This window comes from Bifidobacterium sp. ESL0704, from assembly GCF_029392075.1.
In the GTDB taxonomy this organism is placed as follows: domain Bacteria; phylum Actinomycetota; class Actinomycetes; order Actinomycetales; family Bifidobacteriaceae; genus Bifidobacterium.
The window spans coordinates 992,364-1,014,245 of sequence record NZ_CP113929.1 but is presented as its reverse complement, the minus strand read 5'-3'; the positions used below and the strand labels follow the sequence as shown (position 1 = coordinate 1,014,245).

Annotated in this window: 16 protein-coding genes, 1 other RNA gene and 1 pseudogene; 7 read left to right on the top strand and 11 right to left on the bottom strand. The window is 58.7% G+C overall.

Annotated features, from left to right (window positions below; translation table 11 throughout):
• The first annotated feature begins 15 nt into the window (after window positions 1-15).
• The gene (locus OZX64_RS03475; protein ID WP_277174810.1) at window positions 16-1,188 is read left to right on the top strand and encodes a polyprenyl synthetase family protein; all 1,173 of its coding nucleotides are present in this window, start codon (window positions 16-18) and stop codon (window positions 1,186-1,188) included.
• 100 nt (window positions 1,189-1,288) lie between these two features.
• Window positions 1,289-3,757: a Stk1 family PASTA domain-containing Ser/Thr kinase gene (locus tag OZX64_RS03470; protein ID WP_277174809.1), complete on the top strand. Its 2,469-nt coding sequence runs from the start codon at window positions 1,289-1,291 to the stop codon at window positions 3,755-3,757.
• 141 nt (window positions 3,758-3,898) lie between these two features.
• Here OZX64_RS03470 and OZX64_RS03465 read toward each other — a convergent pair whose 3' ends face one another.
• Window positions 3,899-4,600, bottom strand: a complete 702-nt coding sequence (locus OZX64_RS03465; RefSeq protein ID WP_277156069.1) for a lysophospholipid acyltransferase family protein — start codon at window positions 4,598-4,600, stop codon at window positions 3,899-3,901.
• 88 nt (window positions 4,601-4,688) lie between these two features.
• On the opposite strand from OZX64_RS03465, the gene OZX64_RS03460 reads away from it, so the two are divergent.
• Complete coding sequence (locus OZX64_RS03460) at window positions 4,689-5,306, top strand: DUF308 domain-containing protein (RefSeq protein ID WP_277174808.1); 618 nt, start codon at window positions 4,689-4,691, stop codon at window positions 5,304-5,306.
• A 402-nt stretch (window positions 5,307-5,708) separates the two neighbouring features.
• Here the strand turns inward: OZX64_RS03460 and secA are convergent, their stop codons facing one another.
• Together secA and raiA are read right to left on the bottom strand one after the other, a co-directional pair.
• Window positions 5,709-8,636, bottom strand: coding sequence for a preprotein translocase subunit SecA (gene secA, locus OZX64_RS03455; protein WP_277174807.1), 2,928 nt, complete (start codon window positions 8,634-8,636; stop codon window positions 5,709-5,711).
• Between the two features lie 264 nt (window positions 8,637-8,900).
• Window positions 8,901-9,593: a ribosome-associated translation inhibitor RaiA gene (raiA, locus tag OZX64_RS03450; RefSeq protein ID WP_277156072.1), complete on the bottom strand. Its 693-nt coding sequence runs from the start codon at window positions 9,591-9,593 to the stop codon at window positions 8,901-8,903.
• Window positions 9,594-9,775: 182 nt separating this feature from the next.
• Here raiA and rnpB point away from each other — a divergent pair.
• An RNA gene (rnpB, locus tag OZX64_RS03445) (RNase P RNA component class A) lies at window positions 9,776-10,157 on the top strand.
• Window positions 10,158-10,327: 170 nt separating this feature from the next.
• Here rnpB and OZX64_RS08880 read toward each other — a convergent pair.
• The 3 genes and pseudogenes from OZX64_RS08880 to OZX64_RS03430 all read right to left on the bottom strand — a co-directional run.
• A pseudogene (locus tag OZX64_RS08880) lies at window positions 10,328-10,813 on the bottom strand (regulatory protein RecX); the annotation flags it as partial.
• A gap of 453 nt (window positions 10,814-11,266) precedes the next feature.
• Window positions 11,267-12,460 carry a recombinase RecA gene (recA, locus tag OZX64_RS03435; protein ID WP_277174805.1) on the bottom strand — a complete coding sequence of 398 codons (1,194 nt, stop codon included), beginning with the start codon at window positions 12,458-12,460 and terminating at the stop codon, window positions 11,267-11,269.
• Window positions 12,461-12,689: 229 nt separating this feature from the next.
• The gene (locus OZX64_RS03430; RefSeq protein ID WP_277174804.1) at window positions 12,690-12,923 is read right to left on the bottom strand and encodes a DUF3046 domain-containing protein; all 234 of its coding nucleotides are present in this window, start codon (window positions 12,921-12,923) and stop codon (window positions 12,690-12,692) included.
• Between the two features lie 46 nt (window positions 12,924-12,969).
• Between OZX64_RS03430 and OZX64_RS03425 the strand changes: the two genes are divergently transcribed.
• Window positions 12,970-13,155 carry a hypothetical protein gene (locus OZX64_RS03425; RefSeq protein WP_277174803.1) on the top strand — a complete coding sequence of 62 codons (186 nt, stop codon included), beginning with the start codon at window positions 12,970-12,972 and terminating at the stop codon, window positions 13,153-13,155.
• Between the two features lie 37 nt (window positions 13,156-13,192).
• On the opposite strand, the gene OZX64_RS03420 is transcribed toward OZX64_RS03425, so the two are convergent.
• The 4 genes from OZX64_RS03420 to OZX64_RS03405 form a co-directional block, all read right to left on the bottom strand.
• Window positions 13,193-13,705, bottom strand: a complete 513-nt coding sequence (locus OZX64_RS03420; protein WP_277174802.1) for a helix-turn-helix transcriptional regulator — start codon at window positions 13,703-13,705, stop codon at window positions 13,193-13,195.
• Window positions 13,706-13,770: 65 nt separating this feature from the next.
• Window positions 13,771-14,328 carry a nicotinamide-nucleotide amidohydrolase family protein gene (locus OZX64_RS03415; RefSeq protein WP_277174962.1) on the bottom strand — a complete coding sequence of 186 codons (558 nt, stop codon included), beginning with the start codon at window positions 14,326-14,328 and terminating at the stop codon, window positions 13,771-13,773.
• 195 nt (window positions 14,329-14,523) lie between these two features.
• On the bottom strand, window positions 14,524-15,213 hold the full coding sequence (pgsA, locus tag OZX64_RS03410; RefSeq protein ID WP_277174801.1) for a CDP-diacylglycerol--glycerol-3-phosphate 3-phosphatidyltransferase: 690 nt from the start codon (window positions 15,211-15,213) through the stop codon (window positions 14,524-14,526).
• A 192-nt stretch (window positions 15,214-15,405) separates the two neighbouring features.
• A complete protein-coding gene (locus OZX64_RS03405; protein ID WP_277174800.1) occupies window positions 15,406-18,294 on the bottom strand; it encodes a DNA translocase FtsK in 2,889 nt (962 codons plus the stop codon).
• Window positions 18,295-18,506: 212 nt separating this feature from the next.
• Here OZX64_RS03405 and OZX64_RS03400 point away from each other — a divergent pair, with 212 nt between their 5' ends.
• Complete coding sequence (locus OZX64_RS03400) at window positions 18,507-19,439, top strand: Fic family protein (protein ID WP_277174799.1); 933 nt, start codon at window positions 18,507-18,509, stop codon at window positions 19,437-19,439.
• A 125-nt stretch (window positions 19,440-19,564) separates the two neighbouring features.
• Here the strand turns inward: OZX64_RS03400 and miaA are convergent, their stop codons facing one another.
• Window positions 19,565-20,569, bottom strand: coding sequence for a tRNA (adenosine(37)-N6)-dimethylallyltransferase MiaA (gene miaA / locus OZX64_RS03395; protein ID WP_277174798.1), 1,005 nt, complete (start codon window positions 20,567-20,569; stop codon window positions 19,565-19,567).
• Between the two features lie 135 nt (window positions 20,570-20,704).
• Here miaA and OZX64_RS03390 point away from each other — a divergent pair, with 135 nt between their 5' ends.
• Entirely contained in the window at window positions 20,705-21,469 is a 765-nt protein-coding gene (locus tag OZX64_RS03390; RefSeq protein WP_277173861.1) for a GTP pyrophosphokinase family protein, read from the top strand.
• Window positions 21,470-21,882 lie beyond the last annotated feature (413 nt).

The following is a 21,882-nucleotide window of genomic DNA, read 5'->3' as shown; positions in this document are numbered from 1 at the left end:
ATAATCTTGGGTCTTATGCAAATAAGTGTGGACAACCGTGTCATCGACCGACGTATCGCCGAACTGTGCCAGGACTGGATGCACGACAATGGCCGCAATGCGGTACAGGTGGACCTGCAGCCGTCCTTGAACGCGGTCTTCGACGAGGGGTTGAAGGCCAATGCCGGGGGAAAACGGCTCCGCGCGCTCCTCGCCCTGGCGGCATTCCATGCGTACCGCGCCGACGACCCGTCCGAGAACAGGCAGGATCCGGATTGCCGGGCGAAGGTGCAGGAACACGCTGCAGGCCCTTTCGGTGTGAATGACGGCGAGACCGTCGACGCCATCCCTCAAGCCATGCTTGATCTCGCCTGTGCCATCGAGATCTACCAGACCAGCGCCTTGATTCACGATGACATCATCGACGACTCGCCGCGACGGCGAGGCCGCGCCAGCGCCCATGTCGCTTTGTCAAGGAAGAACGCACCGGACAATTTCGGGACCGGGCTGGCCCTGATGCTGGGCAACATGCTCGCCACAGCCTCGGCCGACATCGCCTTGAAGGCCCTGGAATGCCCGGAATTGCAGCATTCCGAAATCAACCTGCATACTTTTTTCCAAATGCAACGGGCCGTGGAAATCGGCCAGACTCTGGATCTCGGCGCCGAGACCATCAGCCTGGAGCGGTCAAACGAACTGATCGCAGCCTCACTCAACGTCTTTGCATGGAAAACGGCAAGCTATACCACCATCGCCCCTCTCGAACTCGGCTTATGCGCAGCGGGCATGCCCCCGCAAACCGCCCATCGAACCGCACACGACATCGGGCTGCCTCTGGGCGTGGCGTTCCAGCTGGCCGATGACCTGCTCGATGTGATCGGAACGTCCAAATCCACCGGCAAACCGGTCGGCGGCGATATCCGTGAAGGCAAGCACACCGTCTTGCTGGCCGATGCCCTGCAATCAGTCGACGAGACGAATCGTAACACGTTGATCAGGATCTATCGGCAATCCACGCGAAGCGACGCCGAAGTACAAAACGTGCTTGGCCTCTTTGCCTCGAGCGGAGCTGTCGATATCTCGCGCAAACGTATCCGTGATCTATGGCAGCAGACACAATGCGCGATCGGCAAAATCGATATATCCTCCAAGGGTCAGGCGGCGCTGACCGATTGCTGTGCGCGCTTCATTGACGACGAGCTGAGGTAACCGATTCCAAGTCCAACGCATGCCGAATCCCTGACGTACCTTGTGGCATGTAATATTGAGACATTCGTACCCACCAGTAGCCAAGGAACACAACCAAGTCATGAGCGAAGCCGAAACGCAGCCGCAAACCCCACTGATCGACGGGCGTTACCGCGTCTTGGGGCCGATTGCGGATGGCGGCATGGCTACGGTCTACAAGGCCCGCGACGAACGGCTCGAACGCATCGTGGCCATCAAGGTGATGCACACGCAGCTGGCTCAGGGACCGCACCGCGACCAGTTCGTCGCCCGGTTCCACCGCGAGGCACGCAGCGCCGCCGCCATCAGTAACCCGCATATCGTGCAGGTCTACGATTCCGGTACGGCCGGCGGACGCGACTACCTGGTGATGGAATACGTGCATGGCGTCAATCTGCGCCACGAGATGAACGAACGCGGCACCTTCAGCGTCCATGAGACGGTGCGTATCATCTCCCAGACGCTCGACGGGCTGGCGAGCGCACATCGGGCCGGCGTGGTCCACCGCGACATCAAACCTGAAAACATCCTGTTGAACGACCGCGGCCGCGTGCAGATCACCGATTTCGGGCTGGCCAAGGCGATGAGCGAGGCGACGCTTTCGACCACCGGCATGCTTTTGGGAACGGCGGCCTATCTGGCTCCCGAAATGATCGAAAACAATCTCGCCACCCCGCAAGGCGACCTCTATTCCGTAGGCATCATGGCCTGGGAAATGCTCGCCGGGCAAGTGCCCTTCACCTCCGACAACCCGGTGACGATGGTCTTCAAGCATGTTCATGAAGACGTGCCGGCGCTTGAGACAGTCTGTCAAGGCATCGATCCCTCGATCTCGACTTTTGTAAGCCATCTGACGGCCCGGGCGGTCGAAAGCCGCCCTGCGGACGCCTCGGCCGCGTTGCAGGAGCTCAGGACGCTGAGCTCGCATATCGGCGTCGACGGCTGGCAATACCGCTATAATCCTCGCCGCGAGAACGCGAACACCGCCATGCAAGGAGGCTCTTCCCCACTGGTCGGCACCGCTGCGCCTCTGACGCCCGGCGCCGCCGCATCTTCTCCTCTTGCCCACAACGATGCCGGCGATGCCGATTCACCCGCGCTTTGCGACGATGACTCGACAAACGCCTGGAATCGCAATGGTTCTGCGGCATTCGAGACAGGCTCGGCCAAGCAAGCCGCCATGGGGCGCACCGAAGCGCCTGCGCCACCAAACGCTACAGGCGCGACAAACGCCGTGCCTCCTGTATCCGGGCAAACGGAGCCTGTTCCGGCATCGTCGACAGGGTACGGATCTTCCGATGCTTCCGGGGCCTCCGGCATCTTCATGGCCCCGGACTCTTCGGCGAACCCCGTCTCCCCTGCCGATTCATCGACATTCATCGCGACTCAGACGCTGCCACCGGGCATGGATGAACGCCGCTCTTCGCCCAACGCCGCCACGCAGGCCATCGATGGACGGACCCTGGCCAACGACGGAACGGCTGCGGCGAACCATCCGACCGTGACCATCGGTCTGATGGATGCACCCGGCGACAGTCCAACGACCAAGACGACGCCGCAAAAACGTCCGCGCCTTCGCAAGCCGGTCATCGTCACGACCATCATCCTGACACTTTTGGCGATACTCGCCGCCGCCGGCGTGGCATGGTGGTATTTCCTCGGCCCCGGAAGCTATTACAGCGTGCCCAAGCCCGAGGGCCTGAGCTGCAGCAGGAACAGCGTATGCCGTATCACCGATGTCGAATGGAAACCGTACGAGAGCACCCTCAAGGTGGCCGGCATCCCCTATGAGGTTTCCGAACAATTCAGCGATACCGTGGCCAAAGGCGAAGTCATCTCCACCGATCCCGGAAATGTGGGAGAACATGTGAGCAAGCGCACCAACGCAAGACTCAAGGTCGTCGTCTCCAAAGGCGTGCGGCACGTCACCATCCCCAAAGACATCCTCGACCCGACCAGCGCTGCCGGGGCAAAGCCCATGGAGACCCTCTCCCAAGCCGGTTTCACGAACATCGTTCACGAGGAAAGCAAGGACGAATACTCCGAAGACCTTCCCCTGGGAGCCGCAAAATCCATCTCTCCCAAGCCCGGAACGACGATCGCGCACAACCGCAAGGTGACACTGGTCCTCTCCAAAGGACCGATGCCGGTGAGCATGCCCGACGTGACGGGTCGAACGAAGGACGACGCCCAGGCTGCGTTCGACGATGCGAAACTCAAACCGAGCTACACCGAAGCGTTCGACGATACGGTACCGGCCGGCTCCATCGTCTCCACATCGATCAAGGCCGGCACGCAGCTGCATTGGGGCGACAAGGTCGATGTCGTGGTTTCCAAGGGGCCGGAGACGGTGACCATTCCCGACGTGCGCGGCAAGAACGAAAACGACGCCCAGAAGACGTTGGAGGCCTTGGGGCTGAAGGTCAAGATCTCCGCGCCGTTGGGAGACCTCACCCATCAGGTCCGTTTCCAATCGCCCGACCCCGGAGCGCAGGTTCGCGTGCGGGGCAATGACGGCGGCCCCACCGTCATCACGCTTACCGTGGTCTGAAGATCGTTTCGCAGAATCCGTGACTTCTGACTACTGACCGGCACGAACGTCCACGACACTGCTTGCAGCTAGTGTCTCCAGCCGCTTGTTGCGCTGATCTCACCGCCCAATCGTCCGTTATTACGTTTGAGCCTGGTCCGGCTATTGTGCTTGTTTGGCCTGTTGCACCTTGTTCATTCGCGCTTTGACGGTTTGGGCATATTCGTCGACGTATTCCTGACCGCTGAGCTTATCGATTTCGGCCATGACATGGTCGGTCAACTCGCGCAGCTCGTCATGGGTGATGGTATCCGGATCGACTTTACGCACCGAAATCGGTTTGCCGTAAACCACCTTGGTGTACCCGGAGCTGGGAACGACCTGTCCGGGCATCTGTATCTTCCTGCTGCCGATGACGGCCGTGGGAATGATGTCGCAGCCTGTTTCCAGGGCAAGCTTCGCCACGCCGGTGTGCCCCCGATAAAGCCTTCCATCGGGGCTACGCGTGCCCTCTACGTGAATGCCGAAAAGATGCCCGTCTTCGATGATTTCACGGGCGTGAGCAAGCGCCCCGAGCGATTTCGAGCCCCCTGAACGATCCACCGGGAACACACCGACGGAAGTGAACCACCATTTGATGAACTTGCCCTTGAGACCCTTGCCTTCGAAATATTCGGCCTTGCCCATGAAATGAACCATGCGCGGGCTGGTCAGCGGAATCAGCGCATCATCGATGACGGCCAGATGATTCGAAGCGATGATACCGCCGCCGGTTTTGGGGATATTGTCGACACCGACGCCTTCCGGATGCATACGCCAACGGGCCAGCGGGCCAAGACTACGAACAAAGAACCAATAGAGCACGAGCTCTTACCTCCCTAAAATCTCGCACGTCTGACAGGCATGCTCTTGAAGAAAGCAATTGGCCGACCGCTGAGTTAGAGTGGTCGGTATGACTAGCCTCAAGGATAGCAACAACAGTGACGACAATCGGGATGATGCCGATTCCAACGCGGGCTCCAACGCCGGTTCGGGCGAAAACGGGAACGCAGAGAACACACGTCCGGACGCCGCCTCGCTTGAGGAAGCCTGGAAACGCTTCGAGGACGAACACGCCGAGGACCTTGACGATATCAGCAGCAGCCGCAATGCCAAACGCTTTGAGAAACGAGCAAAGCGGAGGGAGAAGAAGGCCCTGCTTTCTGTTGAGGACATCACGCCGGATTCCTTTGCAAAGCAATCGTCCTCCTCGTCTTCGAAGTCCCATGGCCCCAGGGATTTCGAAGGTTCCAGCTGGCTGGACGTTGATGACGTCATGGACGGGTTCGACGACTTCACCCCTCCGAATCCCGACCTTGGCCATCTCGATCCGGTAAAAGTCGTGTTCTGGGGGTTGCTCATTGCCGGCATCGCCGGGTTGATCGCCGCGCTCTTCGTTCCGAGATTCGCCAGCATCATGGGTATCGTCTTCGGGTTGTGCGCGCTCATCGGAGGCGTGGGGCTCTTAGGCACGCATAAGGGATACCGGCAGACGCGGACGGATTATTTCGATGACGGATCCAGGGTCTGAAGTTTCCGGTCTCTCCCGAAACTTGCGGTCCCCCGCGATTGGATCAGGATCGCTCACCAATCAAGACGGCGTTAAATCCTATACTCATGAAACCACAGATTTCCGGCAATCGATGAATCCTTGTGTTCCCATTGCCGGCGGTTCTCCCGTTGTCAGGTGGTTCTCCCATTATCAGGTGAATGAACGAAGGCATTTCTTATTCTTCGGGTTTGGCGTTGTCACGGCGCTTTTACGACACTGGTTTTCTGATTGTGTCCTTCCTATTCTCAATCGTTGAACCGATACCTTGATCACCAAACCGGTCGTAAACCGCTACACACAGAAAACGGTGACCGACAGAATCTCTGCCAGCCACCGTTTTCATATCCGGCAACGATCAGCTACCTGACAATCAGCACGGACTCACTTCTTTTCGTTCTGTCCGTGGCACATCTTGTACTTACGGCCTGAACCGCAGGGGCATGGGTCGTTCTTCTTGGTGCCGGGGAACGTCCTGCCATCAGACCACGGGCTCTTGAGCTCTTCAGCCTTCGGACGCTTGTTGGCCGGAACCTTGCCTTCGGCGTGGCTCATCGGCTCCGGGCCGACGATACCCGGCTCGACCTTGGTATCCGCCTCGGTCTCTTCGGCGATGTCGGCTTCATCGGCATCCTCATCACTGGCGTCCGGATCAGCCGGAGCGGAAGCGACCGTGGCTTGCGCCTCCGCAGTTTCACCGTCATCGACAGACCCGACCCCGGCTGCCTGTGCCGCCTTGTCGACGGCCTCGTCCTCGGCCGAGGATTCGGCTTCCTGGACCTCGCCAGCTTCGACCTCTTCGGTCCTGGCAACCTGTTGAATGTCGACGTGGAAGAGCAGCTGGATGCTCTCCTCCTTGATGGCGTCGATCATCTTGTTGTACATCTGGAAGCCCTCACGCTGGTATTCGACCAGCGGGTCACGCTGGCCCATGCCGCGCAGACCGATGCCGTCCTTCAAGTAATCCATCTCGTAGAGGTGTTCACGCCACTTCTTGTCGAGTACGGCAAGCACGACGCGACGCTCGAGCTGGCGCAATCCGTCGGCACCGATCTGGTCCTCGTAACCCGCATACTGCTTCTTGGCATCTGCAACGATGACTTCCTTGACCGCCTCAACGGCCTTTTCACCCTTGAGACCTTCGGCCTTCTGCTTGACATCATCTTGTTCAACGGCAATCGGGTAGACCGTTTTCAGCGCGCTGAACAGGCCGTCCCAATCCCACTGATCGGGCTTGTCGCTGCTGTTGTTGGCTCCCTTGATGTAGCTTTCGATGGTTTCGTCGATGAAGCGCAGGATGTCTTCGTGGATGTCGACGCCGCGCAGCACGGCCTGACGTTCGGAATAGATGACCTTGCGCTGCTTGTTCATCACGTCGTCATATTTGAGGACGTTCTTACGCATTTCGAAGTTGCGGGACTCCACGGACTTCTGCGCGGTGCGCACACCCTTGGAGACGCTCTTCGATTCGATCGGCTCGCCTTCCGGCAGCCCCTTGGCCATCACACGGGCGACAAGCTGGGTGTTGAAAAGCCTCATCAGATCGTCTTCGAGGCTCAGGTAGAAGCGGGATTCGCCCGGGTCGCCCTGACGGCCGGAACGGCCGCGAAGCTGATTGTCGATACGGCGGGACTCATGCCGCTCGGTGCCCAGCACGTAAAGGCCACCAAGCTTGGTCACCTCTTCGTGCTCGTCCTTGGCCTGTTCCTTCATCTCGGCCAAGGTGCCAGGCCAACGCTTCTCATACTCCTCGGGAGTGTCGTCGGCGGAATAGCCTTCACTCTTGAGCTTCTGATCGGCGAGGAACTCGACGTTGCCGCCGAGCATGATGTCGGTACCACGGCCGGCCATGTTGGTGGCCACGGTGATGGCGCCCTTGCGACCTGCGACGGCGACAACCGCCGCTTCCTTCTCGTGGTGTTTCGCATTCAAGACCTGGTGAGGAATTCCTGCTACATCCAGCAGCGAGGACACGACCTCGGAGGATTCGACAGAAGCGGTGCCCAAGAGGACCGGCTGGCCCTTCTTGTAGCGCTTGGCGACGTCCTTGATGATGGCGGTGAGCTTTTCCTTCTTGGTACGGTAGATCAGATCGTCCTGATCGACGCGGATCATCGGCTTGTTGGTCGGAATCGGCAGCACGCCCAGCTTGTACGTGTTCATGAATTCGGCGGCTTCGGTTTCTGCCGTACCGGTCATGCCCGCGAGCTTGTCGTACATACGGAAGTAGTTCTGCAGGGTGATCGTGGCGAACGTCTGGTTCTCGGCCTTGACCTCGACGCCTTCCTTGGCTTCGATGGCCTGGTGGAGACCTTCGTTGTAGCGACGGCCGGGAAGCACACGGCCGGTGTGTTCGTCGACGATGAGCACTTCGCCGCCGGTGACGACGTAGTCCTTGTCGCGCAGGAAGAGTTCCTTGGCCTTGATGGCGTTGTTGAGATAACCGATCAGCGCGGTGTTGCTGGGCTCATAGAGATTGTCGATACCGAGGAAGTCTTCGACTTTGGTGATGCCCGGGTCGAGAATGCCGACGACCTTCTTCTTTTCGTCGACGTCGTAATCCTCATCGCGCGTCAGCTTGGTGACGAGCTTGGCGAACTGGCGGTACCAACGGGTGACGCCGCCTTCTGCAGGGCCGGAAATAATCAGAGGGGTACGCGCCTCATCAATCAGAATGGAGTCGACCTCATCGACGATGGCATAGTGATGGCCGCGCTGCACCAGCTCGTTTTTCTCCCAAGCCATGTTGTCGCGCAGGTAATCGAAACCGAATTCGTTGTTGGTGCCGTAGGTGATGTCCGCCTCGTATTGCTTGCGGCGTTCGGCCGGCTTCTGGTCGGTGATGATGCAGCCGACGTTCATCTTCAGGAAGCGGAAGATGCGGCCCATCAGCTCGCTCTGATAGCTGGCGAGGTAGTCGTTGACGGTGACGATATGGACGCCCTTGCCCTCCAAAGCGTTCAGATATGAAGGAAGCGTGGCGACCAAGGTCTTGCCTTCACCGGTTTTCATCTCGGCGATGTTGCCCCAGTGCAGAGCCGCTCCGCCCATCAGCTGCACATCGAAGTGCCGCTGGCCGAGTGTACGCTTGGAGACTTCACGCACCGTTGCGAATGCCTCGGGCATGAGCTTGTCCAAATCCTCGCCATTGTCGAGACGTTGCTTGAATTTGGCCGTTTGCCCGGCGAGTTCCTCGTCGCTCAGGGCCGCAATCTCGTCCTCGTGTGCATTAGTCGCCTTGGCCACGTTCTCAAGTTTCTTGATCTGGTGGCCCTCGCCCATGCGCAGGGCCTTATCGACGATATCTACCAATTTCGCTCCCTAGTTCGTTTCCCATAAACGAGCAAGACCAAGCCAACCGAGGCTTGGCACAGACTATCGTTCATCTTACGCGACGGCGCAGATTTTCCACGTATTCAGATATAAAGTTCACAAAAAAGGACAATTCCTGACGTAATATGAGTCGACCCACCGATTGATCTCGGTGGGTCGAATAACGCCAAAAATCGCTGGAATCCGCTTACTTAATCGGAGTTTCCGACATTGAGACTCGCCGCAAGCGGATTTGAACCGTATCTACCTTTTGTTTTTGGCCGCCTTGTTCGCCTTCTTGACATTTTCAGCGGTGTCAATCTCAAAGACGCCATAGCTCCAGCCGTGACGGCGATAGACGACGGAGGGACGATTCGTCTCGCTGTTGACGAAGAGGAAGAAGTCATGACCGATGAGTTCCATCTCGTAAAGAGCCTCGTCAATGGTCATCGGATCGGCAACGTGCAGCTTGCGACGGATGACAATCGGGGTGTCCCCGACCTGCACCTCCACGCTCTCACCAGGGCCGAGATCGGTGGAAAGCGGATGCTCCACTTCTTCGGGCTGCTGCAAGGCGGTGGGCTCGGTATTGATCGGCTCATCAAGAGGAACCACACCCGTATCCACGGTTTTCTGTTCCTTCCGGGTCGGACGATGGTTCTTGCGGCGATCGCGGACACGACGCAGACGAAGCGTCAGCTTGTCCAGTGCAATATCGAGGGCGCTGTATTCATCCGAGCTTGAGGCTTCGGCACGCACCACGGTGGCCCCGGCCTCGATGGTGATCTCGACGCGCTTGGCGGTGTCGGCCTGGCGAGGGTTGCCTTCACGGGATACGACGATCTGTGTGCGCGCGGTGTCCGGGGCGATCGAGGTGACACGCTTCATCTTTGTGTCCACTACATCACGGAACTTCTGATTGACTTGCATGTGACGTCCAGTAACGACTATATCCATGGTCGACCTCCTGTTAGGTTCGGTGGCGTTTGCTCCACCTATGTGCCAGCATCAACATCACTGTCATGCTGCTTATTTCCAGTCTAGCGTCTTCGTTTGCAACTGGCTGGGAGTACCCCAAAAATACGCCGTTCGCTTGCACGCCACGCCACAGGAAACGGTTTGCTATAATTGAATGCTTGTGAGACCTCTTGATGGTCGCGGCCGGCTTGGCGAACCCAGGCCGGCTGAGGAACTTCCGGGCTCCACAGAGCACGATGGCGGATAACGTCCGCCCGGGGTGACCTGAGAGCAAGCGCAACAGAAAGCAGACCGCCCGAGCGATCGGGTAAGGGTGAAACGGCGGTGTAAGAGACCACCGGGCCGCTGGCAACAGTCGGTCGCTGGCAAGCCTCATCGGGAGCAAGGCCAAGCAGAAGGCACGTCGGAGCTTCGGTTCCGGCACGGGCTGCTCGCCCGGCCTTCGGGTAGGCCGCTAGAGCCTGGCGGCGACGTCAGGTCGAGATGGATGGCCATCCGCGTGGCGACACGCGACAGAACCCGGGGTATACGAGGTCTCACTTTTATTCTGATTCCCATTGAAGAGGTCGGATGAACCATATGCCGATTCAGCCATCTTCACATTTCCGCTTCACGGCGACGATGCCCGTGCGAGTGTCGATCAATCCCATCCTTTCGGATAAGCCGATACGACCAATCACGGAAAACAAGGATCATTGTGGGAATCGGCACGCTCATCCTTCAGCATCATGGTCAAACAGCTCATGAGCAACCCGACGCAGCGTTTCCGGATCGTGGCCTTTGCGTCCTCCGGCACCCCAAAAACGACGACGGCGAACCTGGAGTTCCAGACCTTCCGTTTTTGCTGCAACCTTGCGCCCCAGCTGCCAGGCGGCATCCTCGAACACACCTTGTTCGCGGGCCTCGGCCTCCACACGCCGCGCCAACCCGTCATCGACGCCCTTGCGTCTCAACTCCATGGCAGTTCCGCGAAAACCAAGCATCCTCGTGGCACAGCTGCGAACGACAGCCCGCGCATATTCCTCGTCGTCAATGAGATGAACGTCGACGAGACGCATCACCACGTCTTCGGCGACCTGCGGATCATAGCCTTTATTCGCCAACCGTTTGATCAACGCCCCGGAAGAGCGGGCGGCGGCATCAAGCAGGGTCAGCGCCGCCTCACGGCAGGCGTCCGGGTCGGCCGGATCATCCGGTACACGTTTCATGGGCGCACCACTGCGATATTTGCGATACCGAGTATTGCCGCGTCCACGAGCGTACTTGCCGAATTTCCTGCGCCTACGCGGTGCGTTGAACGTATCGCCATCATCGAGACTGCCACCGAAGCCACTGGTGTAATTGCTTGTTACTGCGACCGCATGGGTATGGGCCCTGTTCGGTCTTTTCGACGATGCCGGTTTTCGATTCCGGGCTGAGAACGCGTTGCTGCCTGTCCTGCCGCTACGCGAATCGGAAACGGACGACCCGGCAACAACCGTATCTACAGAATCGACGTTTCCAGACGCACCACTATTCCTACCATTCGCTCGCATTTCGGCAATGCGTCCGATGGCGGTTGAATCATGGCCGCCATCGTCAGATGGGACATCCGACAGATGGCGACCCTGCAAAAACTCCTCGGCACTGATCATGTAGTCGGCTCCGAAAAGCTAGGCTTTCGGACCCGAACCCGAGGACCGGCCATCTTCGCGAGCCTCGGTCGAATCAGCAGCGGCACCGGCATCAGACGAATCGGAATCCTGCGAAGCGTCGCCGCCGTCATCGGGCTTGGAATCGTCTTCGATCAGACCGTATTTGATCTTCACCTTGCGCTCGATCTCGTCGGTCAGCGCCGGATTGTCTTTGAGGAACTGGCGAACGTTCTCGCGCCCCTGCCCCAGCTGGTCGCCCTCATAAGTGAACCAGGAGCCAGACTTCTTGACGACATCGCATTGGATTGCCATATCGAGCACGGAACCCTCACGGGAGATGCCCTCCCCGTAGAGGATGTCGAACTCGGCGAACTTGAAGGGCGGAGCCATCTTGTTTTTGACGACCTTGACCTTGGTGCGGTTGCCGACCGCCTCGTCACCGTTCTTCAACGTCTGGATTCGACGGATGTCGAGACGCACCGAGGCATAGAATTTCAGCGCCTTGCCACCGGTCGTCGTTTCCGGGCTGCCGAAGAAGACACCGATTTTCTCACGCAACTGGTTGATGAAAATGGCGGTGGTATTGGACTGGGCCAACGCACCGGTCATCTTACGCAACGCCTGGCTCATCAAACGGGCCTGCAGACCGACATGGCTGTCGCCCATCTCACCTTCGATTTCGGCCTTGGGCACCAAAGCCGCGACCGAATCGATGACCACGACATCCAGCGCACCGCTGCGCACCAGCATATCCGCGATCTCAAGAGCCTGCTCGCCGTTATCGGGCTGGGAAATAATCAATTGGTCCGTATCGACACCGAGCTTCTTGGCGTAAACCGGATCGAGCGCATGTTCCGCATCGATATAGGCCGCCACGCCACCGGCTTTCTGCGCATTGGCCACTGCATGCAACGCCAGCGTGGTCTTGCCGGACGATTCCGGACCGTAAATCTCTACAATCCTGCCGCGCGGCAGACCTCCGATCCCCAGCGCCATATCAAGAGCCAGGGAACCTGTAGGGATGACTTCGACGTTCTGCACGGGCTTGTCGCCAAGGCGCATCGCGGAACCTTTGCCGAAATCTTTTTCGACTTGTTTCAGCGCGGTATCGAGCGCCGCCTGCTTGCGTGGGTCGATGCCGTGCTCGCCGTTGGCCTGGGGCGCGGCGTTCTTGGCTTTGCCGCCCTTAGCGGTTTTTGATTGCTGTGCCATCGTTCTCCTTTACGTTCGCTCCTGCACTACCAGAGTACGGAGCAATCCGCTATTTATGCAAGCTCAACGGGGTTATGTGGTCGAATGCTTGCCTTTTCGACACGCCGTGGTTTTTCGGGCTTTCAAGCCTCCTACCCCGTTTATTTGTTCCTGCTTTCAAAATAATCATAGAACAACATACGAACATTTGTTCGAACGGACGCGCCTGACGTGGCCAACCCGACGAAATCTATTTCGATGGAAGCGGCGGCGCGTTGTGATTCTTGCCCCAACGCGCAGAATCCGGAATCTGCAGCTGGTCGCACAGCACGTTCCACACGACACGCGGCTCGACGCCGTCTGCAAGCGCCTCGACTACGGTCATGTCGTCAAGCGCCGTCAATACCTGGTCACGTGCCAACGAACGCCCGTATGTACGACCAAGCACTTCTTCCAGCAACTGCCAAAATTCACGTTCTTTCACGCCGACCAGTCTATCAGCGCACACGAATACGCATCCCCATACAACGATGCATGAAGCCTACGAACCGATCCGCGAAGCGCAGGCCTGGCATCAAACGGCATCGCCGCAATCAATCAGCGCAAGCCCGTTCAAAAACATTCTTCGCCGCTACGCCACATCAGCACAGAGCCTGAAACCAATGTCATCGCGCGAATCCGACGCCGTCAGCAATATAAAAGCCCACCAGCCGTAAGCCGATGAGCTCTTTATTCAGGCGTTATGAACCGGAATCACGCCTCTGTGCAATCGAGGTAATCCGCCACCATCCGCAGCATCTGCGAGGTGCTCAGACCGAGCGATTCGGCGATGGACGCCAGCAATTCGGAACTGGCCTCTTTCTGCCCGCGTTCGACCTCGGAAAGATACCCGAGCGAAACACCGGCCTTTTCGCTGACCTCACGCAGCGTCTTGTGGTCGCGGGTACGCAAGTCCCGCAGCACATGGCCAATGGCCTCGCGCAACGAGATATCGCGATCCTCCCCCTCGGAGTCGCGCTTACGCGCGGCCGCTCTGGGCTTGGACTGTTCGGCATCCTCTTCCTGCCACATCCTGTTGAGCACCGCCTGGCGTTCGTCCTTCGCCTTCTTGGCGGCACGGGCCTTCAAAACCTGTTGTTGCGCAAAAGCCACTGCACGCTTTTGCGCAGGGGTCAAATCCCTGTTGCGCGCACTGCTTGGGCGCGTGGTCTCTGTTGCAAGCGTGTTCATTGACATCTGCTCCTGTGGTCGAGTCATCGTTTCCATTACGCCACCCCTCTTTATCTTGTGTTGATCTTGCTTTCACTTTCATCAACAGTTAAGAAGGAGGTTTATTCCTCTGTGAGCGTTGTGAGCTGCGTCACAAGCTGCAATGCATTCAGTACCGTCAAGTGCCGGACTTCCTCTCTGGAGCCGGAGAGCAGCAACCTCGCAGCCACTGTCCGGCGGGTATCCGCACCGATGCCTGCAGGGACACTGACAGCGATATAGACGAGTCCGGCGGGTTTGTCGCCATCCGGGCCGGGACCCGCCACACCGGTGGTCGCCAGACCAAGGACCCTGTCACCATACTGGGGCTGGCGATAGAGCCGGGACGTACGCAATGCCATCTGTCTGGCCACCTCGGGATGGACGGCGCCTTCACGTTGTAGCAGGTCGGCATCCACTCCAAGCACGCTTGCCTTGGCCTTGATATCGTAGGTCACCGCGGAGCCGAGGAAGACCTCGGAGGCTCCCGGGATGCGTATGAAGGCATCCGCCAGCAGCCCGCCGGTCAGGGATTCGGCCGCCGCGATCTTGAGTCCGTGCGCTTTGGCGCCTGCGAGCATTCGCGCGGCCAACACGTCACACCGTGTCTGGATTTCAGACACCGCACCGCTCATGGTCATGCCGGTGAAGTCCGTGATGGCCTTGGAATCCCCATCCTTCGTTTCTGTAAACTGTTGCATGTTACCTCCTGATCACGCGATTCGAAACTTCACGAGCAACTGCCGAATATTTACGTCCCAACTTACAAAATAGCCCCAAACCTTAGCTGCCTACCATTCGGCAAGCAACTGGTTTGGGGCGGAATCCATCTGTTCTCACGCCGTTTTTCGCGCCCTCACCACATTGCGGACATAGATATATCCGGAATACAGGCACAGTATAAGCGCGACATCAATGATGAAATCGGCGAAGGAGTAATAAGCGAACCACCACGCCGGAAGCCCCTTGGAAAGATAAGCGAGTGTGGGTCCTCCACCCCTCAACGCCACCAAACCGGGATTGCCGATTGACGAATCGAGCGCCCACACCGGCGTCAGGAGCAGTGCCAGGCCGACGCACTGGGTAAGGGTCTTGTATTTGCCGGCCTTGTCCGCCGCGATGACCTTGCCGCCGGTGTCGATGACGAAGAAACGCATGACGGTGATGCCGATCTCGCGGATGAGGAACAGCGCCGTGACCCACCACGGCACTTCGCCGAAGACCGAAGCGACGACCAGCGCCGAGCAAATCAGCAGCTTGTCGGCTATGGGATCCATCAGCTTGCCCAATTCAGTGACCTGGTTGTATGTCCTGGCCATCCAGCCGTCGAGCTTGTCGGTCGATGCGGCCACGGCGAAGAGCACGGCCGCCGCGAAACGCAGCCATGGATTGTGCTGCCCCCAGGCACCGGCGGCTATGTCGGCCCATAGAAATATCAGGACCAGCACGATGCGTGTGTAAGTCACCAGATTCGGCGGGCTGTTCCACCCATCCAGAAGCGATTGTTTCCCATCTCGTTGTTGCATACCCAATACTGTAGCGCGGCGGCGATACCTGGCGCAATGAAGACGGAAGATTATATGGACGTTATATTCTGCAAAGCGAGTGTCATCATCATTGTTTCGTCACAATAGCGCATGTACCCTCAATCATATCGAGACCATCGCTTAACCAAAAACGAAGAGGATTGATCAGGGTGCCTCAAGGGACGCGACGCACTATTGTTCGTCGGTGCCGGATGAAGACGACGGGGCTATGGCTCCGGTCTTGCCTTGGATGAAGTCGAGGACCTGGGTCAGGTCCTGCGGTTGGACCAGAACCTCGCGGGCCTTCGACCCTTCCGAAGGACCGACGACACCACGCGATTCAAGCAGATCCATCATGCGGCCTGCCTTGGCAAAACCGATACGCAGCTTGCGCTGGAGCATCGAGGTGGAGCCGAACTGCGTGGTGACCACCAGCTTCGCCGCCTCGAGCAACGTATCCATATCGTCACCGATCTCCTCATCGGGATGCATCTCGTTTTCTTCGGCCTTCTTGGCCATCTCTTCGATGTCCTCGCGATAGTGCGGCTTGCGCTGGGTGCGGACAAACTCGACGGCCTTTCGAATCTCGGACTCGCCGACCCAGGAACCTTGCACGCGAATCGGCTTGGCCGAGCCCATCGGCAGGAACAGGGCGTCACCCTGCCCGATCAACGATTCGGCGCCGGTGGCGTCGAGGATGACACGCGAATCGGTGGCCGAGGAGGTGGCGAAGGCCAGACGTGAGGGAATGTTGGCCTTGATCAGACCGGTGATGACGTCAACGGACGGACGCTGGGTGGCGAGCACGAGATGCACGCCTGCGGCACGCGCGAGCTGCGTGATGCGCTGGATGGAGCTTTCGACGTCGTTCTTGGCCAGCATCATCAGATCGGCCATCTCATCGACGACCACAAGGATGTAGGGGTACGGAGCCACCTTGCGCTTGGAGCCGAGCGGGGCATGGACTTTGCCGGCGAGCACCGCCTTGTTGAAGTCCTTGATGTGTCGGAAGCCGAAGAACTGCAGGTCATCGTATCGGGCGTCCATCTCCTTGACCACCCATTCCAGCGCCTGCGCGGCTTTCTTCGGGTCGGTGATGATCGGGGTCAACAGGTGCGGGATGCCGGCGTAGGCCGAAAGTTCGACGCGCTTGGGGTCGACCATGATCAGGCGCACCTGCTCGGGGGTGGCACGCATGATGATCGAGGTGAGCATGGAGTTGATGAAGCTTGATTTGCCGGAACCGGTGGCGCCGGCGACCAGAAGGTGCGGCATCTTCGTCAAGTCGGCAGTGACGATATGTCCCTCGACGTCCTTGCCCACGCCGGCGAGCATCGGATTCGGGTCGTTCATGGCCTTGTCGCTGCGCAGCACATCTCCCAGATGCACGATCTCGCGGTCGATGTTCGGTATCTCGATACCGATGGCGGACTTTCCGGGAATCGGCGAGAGGATGCGCACGTCGGTGGAAGCCACGGCGTAGGCGATGTTGCGCTGCAGGTTGGTGACCTTCTCGACCTTGACGCCCGGGCCAAGCTCGACCTCGTATTGCGTCACCGACGGCCCACGCAGAAATCCGATGACCTTGGCGTCGACATGGAACTGCTGGAAGGTGGCACTCAACGCCTTGATGACGTTGTCATTGGCCTGCGTTCGGGCCAGATGCGGTTTGCCCTTCACCAGGATATCGAGGTTGGGAAGATGATAGGGCCTGTTGTCTTCCTCGTCTTCGGCGTTCTCGGCCGCATGTCTGGCGGCGGCATCATCACCGTTGTGGTTGGCGACGGAAGCGGGCAGATTGGCCGCTCCCCCTGCGATTCCCTTGACTTCGGGGATAACGGCTTCGGTGGCGCTGCCGTCCTTGCCGACCGCCGCCCACGGGTCCTGACCATCGGCTGAGGCCGCCGAATTCGCAGCGCCCGCATACGCTCCGGTTGCATCGGCAGCGGGAGCGCCAAAAGCACTCGGCTCGGTCCCTCTTGCCATGGCCGAAGCGGCAGAATTGCCAGTTTCTTCACCACCGAATCCACCCGGATTGCCCAGGGCGGGTACGGAAGAGGCCATTTGATCGGCGACACCCTGCAGCTCGCCGGTGACCGGATCGACCATCGGCTGACGACGTCCCTCGATGATCCGTGTCTCGTCGTTCTGGCCGTTGAGGTCGGCGGCACGGTCGAAGGCCTCGTCACCGGCATAACGTTCGAGTTTCGCGGCATCGCCTCCATCATTGCCGTCATGACCGAAAATACGGGAGAGGAACGCACCGATACCGCGCTTGCGGGACTGCCGGGGCTCTTGGTTTTCGTTTTCCTGTTCGCTGCCATCGTGGGCCGGCACACCGGAGGCCAACTGCAAGGTTTCGTCGCCCACACGCACCTCGTTCGGGAACTGCCCGCCTTGCGCGTCCGCACCTGCGCTGCGCACGGTTTCTTCGTCTTCATCACCATCACCGCTTTTGCGGTTTTGCGACCATTCATGCACACGCTCAGGAATCTTGGTGATGTCAAGCTTGACGATAAGAAGAATCGAGAACACCGCCACCACCACAAAGATGATCACGGCGAAAACGCTGGAAAGCCCCCACGCCAGGGGCGATCCCAGGATGAAACCAAGCAGACCGCCGGCACCACGCAGCACGTCCATATTGAAATCGCGCGACGGCGAGGCGACGATGGCATCGATCATGGAGCAAATCGACCAGAACAGCAACGCGCATCCGATAATCAGACGCAGATTGCGCTTGTGCCTGGCAGAATCCAGCAGCACCTGATAGGCCACGACCAGCAGAAACACGGGAAGCAGCACGCTCATTACCCCGAACAGGCCCGCGGCGACCATATGCAGCCAATGGCCCAGGAACCCGTTGACGTGGAACCATTCCGAGGCGCAGAACATGATGGCGAGGATCACCAAAGCGAAGAACCCGGCGATACGGCACAAAGTCGAATGGCGCACCAAGAACGATGCGTCAGCAGGAGGCATGACCTTCGTCGCCTCTATATTCTTATCCGAAGAAGACCCGTTCGCCTTACTGCGACGGGTCTTTGCGCTTTTGCCATTCGTCTGTGTCTTACGTGCCATAACAACAGCGATTCTACTTCAAGCCCGTCCCCTAGGGCGCGTTGGACCGCCAACCTGCCCAACCCTTTCAAATGCCGGCGGGTTCCCGATATTTTCGAGCGTGTCCGTACTACTTGAAGAAAGGCTTCCTGCACCTGCCGCTCCGCACCGATGGCGTCACAAGCGCACAGATACCGGATAGAGGCCCATGGCCTTAGGATGGAGGCATGGTCATGACTCCTGCGGAACGCGCGAGCGCCGTCGCGTTCTCCTACAAAAACTGCGAGCTTTCGGCAATCGTGCCGAGTGACGCCATGGTGGAGGCGGCGAACGGCTACCAGCGCGGCACCATAGGTCTTGTGAATTTCGTGACGGTTCCTGAGCGCCGAACACAACGAGCGGACCGGAAGGAATCGAAAAACCGAGATTTCGGAACCGTAGGTCTGTCCGCAGGCTCACCGGTTGATTCCGCGGATGCTAACAGCAGAGGCCATGAAGGCGACAACCGACGTCATTCAGCCGATAAATCCGACGAAACACAGCTTCGCGACGACCGGATTTTCGCCCGTTGCGTACGACTCATCGACTATGGATGGCCGGCATACGGCGGGCTTGAGGAGCTCAAAACCATCCACCGCGGCCTGTTCGTCGGGGCAATGCGCGACGCGGGAACGTTGCGCGGCGATGGCGACACCCGCTCATGGGAGGATTCAGAGGACTTCGTAGTGCGACCAAACTCTGAGGACAGCTGCCACCACCGCCGCAACCACCGACCACAAAGCCCGTATTTCCCGGCTTCACTCATCGAGACCGGGGCGGCCAATATCGTTTCCCAGCTGGGCGAGCAGGATTATTTCTCCGGGCTTGACCGTGCCGGTTTCATCCGTGCTCTGGCGGGTGTCTATGACGAGCTCAACGCCCTGCATCCCTTCGCCTACGGCAACGGCATGGTGCTGCGCATGTTCGCCTCCGAACTCACCCATGCCATCGGCTGGGATCTGGACTGGGGCTCGCTCACGTTTTCCGAATACCGCAAGGCGACCGATCTCGCGCTGTTCGAACATGACATCTCAGAACTCGAGCGCATGTTCACCTCGATCATCCGACTGGCCAATCCGACCCGCATCTTCCTGATTTCCGGGTGGGACCAAGGCCCGGCACACTGAGCCGAGAACGGCAACAGCAAACACTTTGCGCTTAATTCTCGCGGAAAGCACCTGTTCGGGCCCATTTTATGCTTTTCGCGGGTTTCGCAACCGGTTACACGGGAATCGCTTTTAGAGGTTCGCACCTACTGCGCGATGTCGCCAAGATGATGGGTGACATGGCGCTCATCGGCATGGGCATCGGCGACGTCATATTCGCCGGCATCGGCACGGGCGACGATATCGAAGGCCTTGCCCGCCAGGTCATCGTCGAGTGCATCAAGCCAGTGAATCCGCGGGTCGCGGCCGAACCAACCCATCTGTTTGCGGGCCAGACGTTTCGTTTTCTGCGCAATGTCGGCGAACGCCTCATCCTCGCTCATCCTGCCGTCCAGATACGCCTCGATCTGGGAATAGCCCAGGGCTCGCGAAGCGGTGACGCCGAGAAGCGGACGGATGCGACGCACTTCGTCCACGAAACCCTGTTCACGCATCTGTTCGGTGCGGATGTCGATGCGCCGGTCAAGCTCCTCGCGCGGCAGATCGAGGCCGATCTGGACGGAACCAATGACATAACGGTATCGCGGAAGGCTTGCGGAATAAGGTCGTCCCGTAATCTCGATGACCTCCAGCGCCCTAATGGTACGACGGGCGTTGTGTGGGTCCATACGCTCGGCGGCTTCGGGATCCTCGCGTTTCAATTCGTTATACAACGTTCCGGCGCCTTCAGCCTTCTCCCGTTGTTCAAGCCGGGCCCTCACCTCGGGGTCGGTGCCGGGAAACGAAATGTCGTCGATGGCCGCGCGGGCGTACAGCCCGGAACCACCGACCAGAATCGGGCGCACTCCCCTGCCTTGCAGCTCGGCGATTTGGTTACGAGCCAGTTTCTGGAACCTGGCCACCGTCATCGTCTCGCCGGGGTCAATGATGTCGAGCAGATGATGGGCGACGGCGGCCTGTTCCTGCGCAGTCGCCTTGGCGGTGCCGATATCCATCAGTCGGTACATCTGATAGGCGTCCGCATTGACGATTTCCGCACGCTGGCCGGTTTGTGCAAACCGTTGTGCCAAGGCAATGCCCAAACCGGTCTTGCCCGAAGCGGTAGGACCGATAACGGAGACGACACGGGTCACGTTGCTCTTCGTTTCCATGTCTTCATCTTTCCTTTCAACCGCGGACGAACCCGATATTGGTGATTCTATCGACCGGTCTCACCTACGATTTTTGCATAGGACCATCAGCTAATATCCAGCTTAGATAGACGGCTCTCGGTAAGATGAGAAAGCGTGATATTAGATCGACACGAACGTATCAACACCACCGAGATTCAGGCCCGGCTCGAAAAGGTAGCCCAAAACGGTACAGACACCGCGGGTTCACAGCTGTTTCCGGCAAATGAAATCACCGAATTCATCGATATGATGCAGGTCTACGAAGGCGCGATGTACGAGATCAGCACCAAGCTCGAGGTGCTTGACAGCGAGTTCCATGTCCATTTCGCCCATGACCCCATCCACCATATGGAGCGCAGGCTGAAGTCCGTCAACTCGATTCTCGGCAAGCTCAAGCGCCGCGAGCTGCCGATGTGCACGAAGTCGATTCGCGACAACCTCTTCGACGTGGCCGGCATCCGCGTGATCTGCAACTACCGCGATGACGTCTATTCGGTGGCCAACTACCTTTCCAGCCAATCCGACATTCAGGTGTTGCGCGTCAAGGATTACATCAAGAACCCGAAGCAGAACGGGTACCGCAGCCTGCACGTCATCTACGCGGTGCCGGTGTTCCTTTCCAACGGCGAGCATTACACGCCGGTCGAGGTGCAGTTCCGCACCATCGCCATGGATTATTGGGCGAGCCTGGAACACGCGCTGCGCTACAAGTCCGACCTGCCCGACGCGAAGCTGAGCGAGCATTCCCAGACGCTGCTCGACTGCGCGCGCAGCCTGCAGAACATCGAGACGCAGATGCAGAACATCCACCGTGACATCAACGGCGCTCCGCAGCAGGAAGAGGCCCCGACCTCGCAGACGTTCAATCCCAACAAGTAGAACGGTAACCGCCAGGGCAAGCAAACGGCCATCCGGTATCGATTCAGCCGGTTTCGGTTGTAGCGAGATGGCACATACCCAGTCTTTGCGTCAGCAGTTGCAGACTATTGCGTAAACAATGACACTAAGAAACGCTCCGTGTCATGAATCTGAGATTATTCCCAGATTCATGACAGTAAGAGCACGGTAACGTCACTGATTCGAGATTATTCCCAGATTCATGACAGTAAGAGCACGGTAACGTCACTGATTCGAGATTATTCCCAGATTCATGACAGTAAGAGCACGGTAACGTCACTGATTCGAGATTATTCCCAGATTCATGACAGTAAGAGCACGGTAACGTCACTGATTCGAGATTATTCCCAGAACAATGACAGTTACCAAACCGATGGCATATGGGTTAAGGGCAA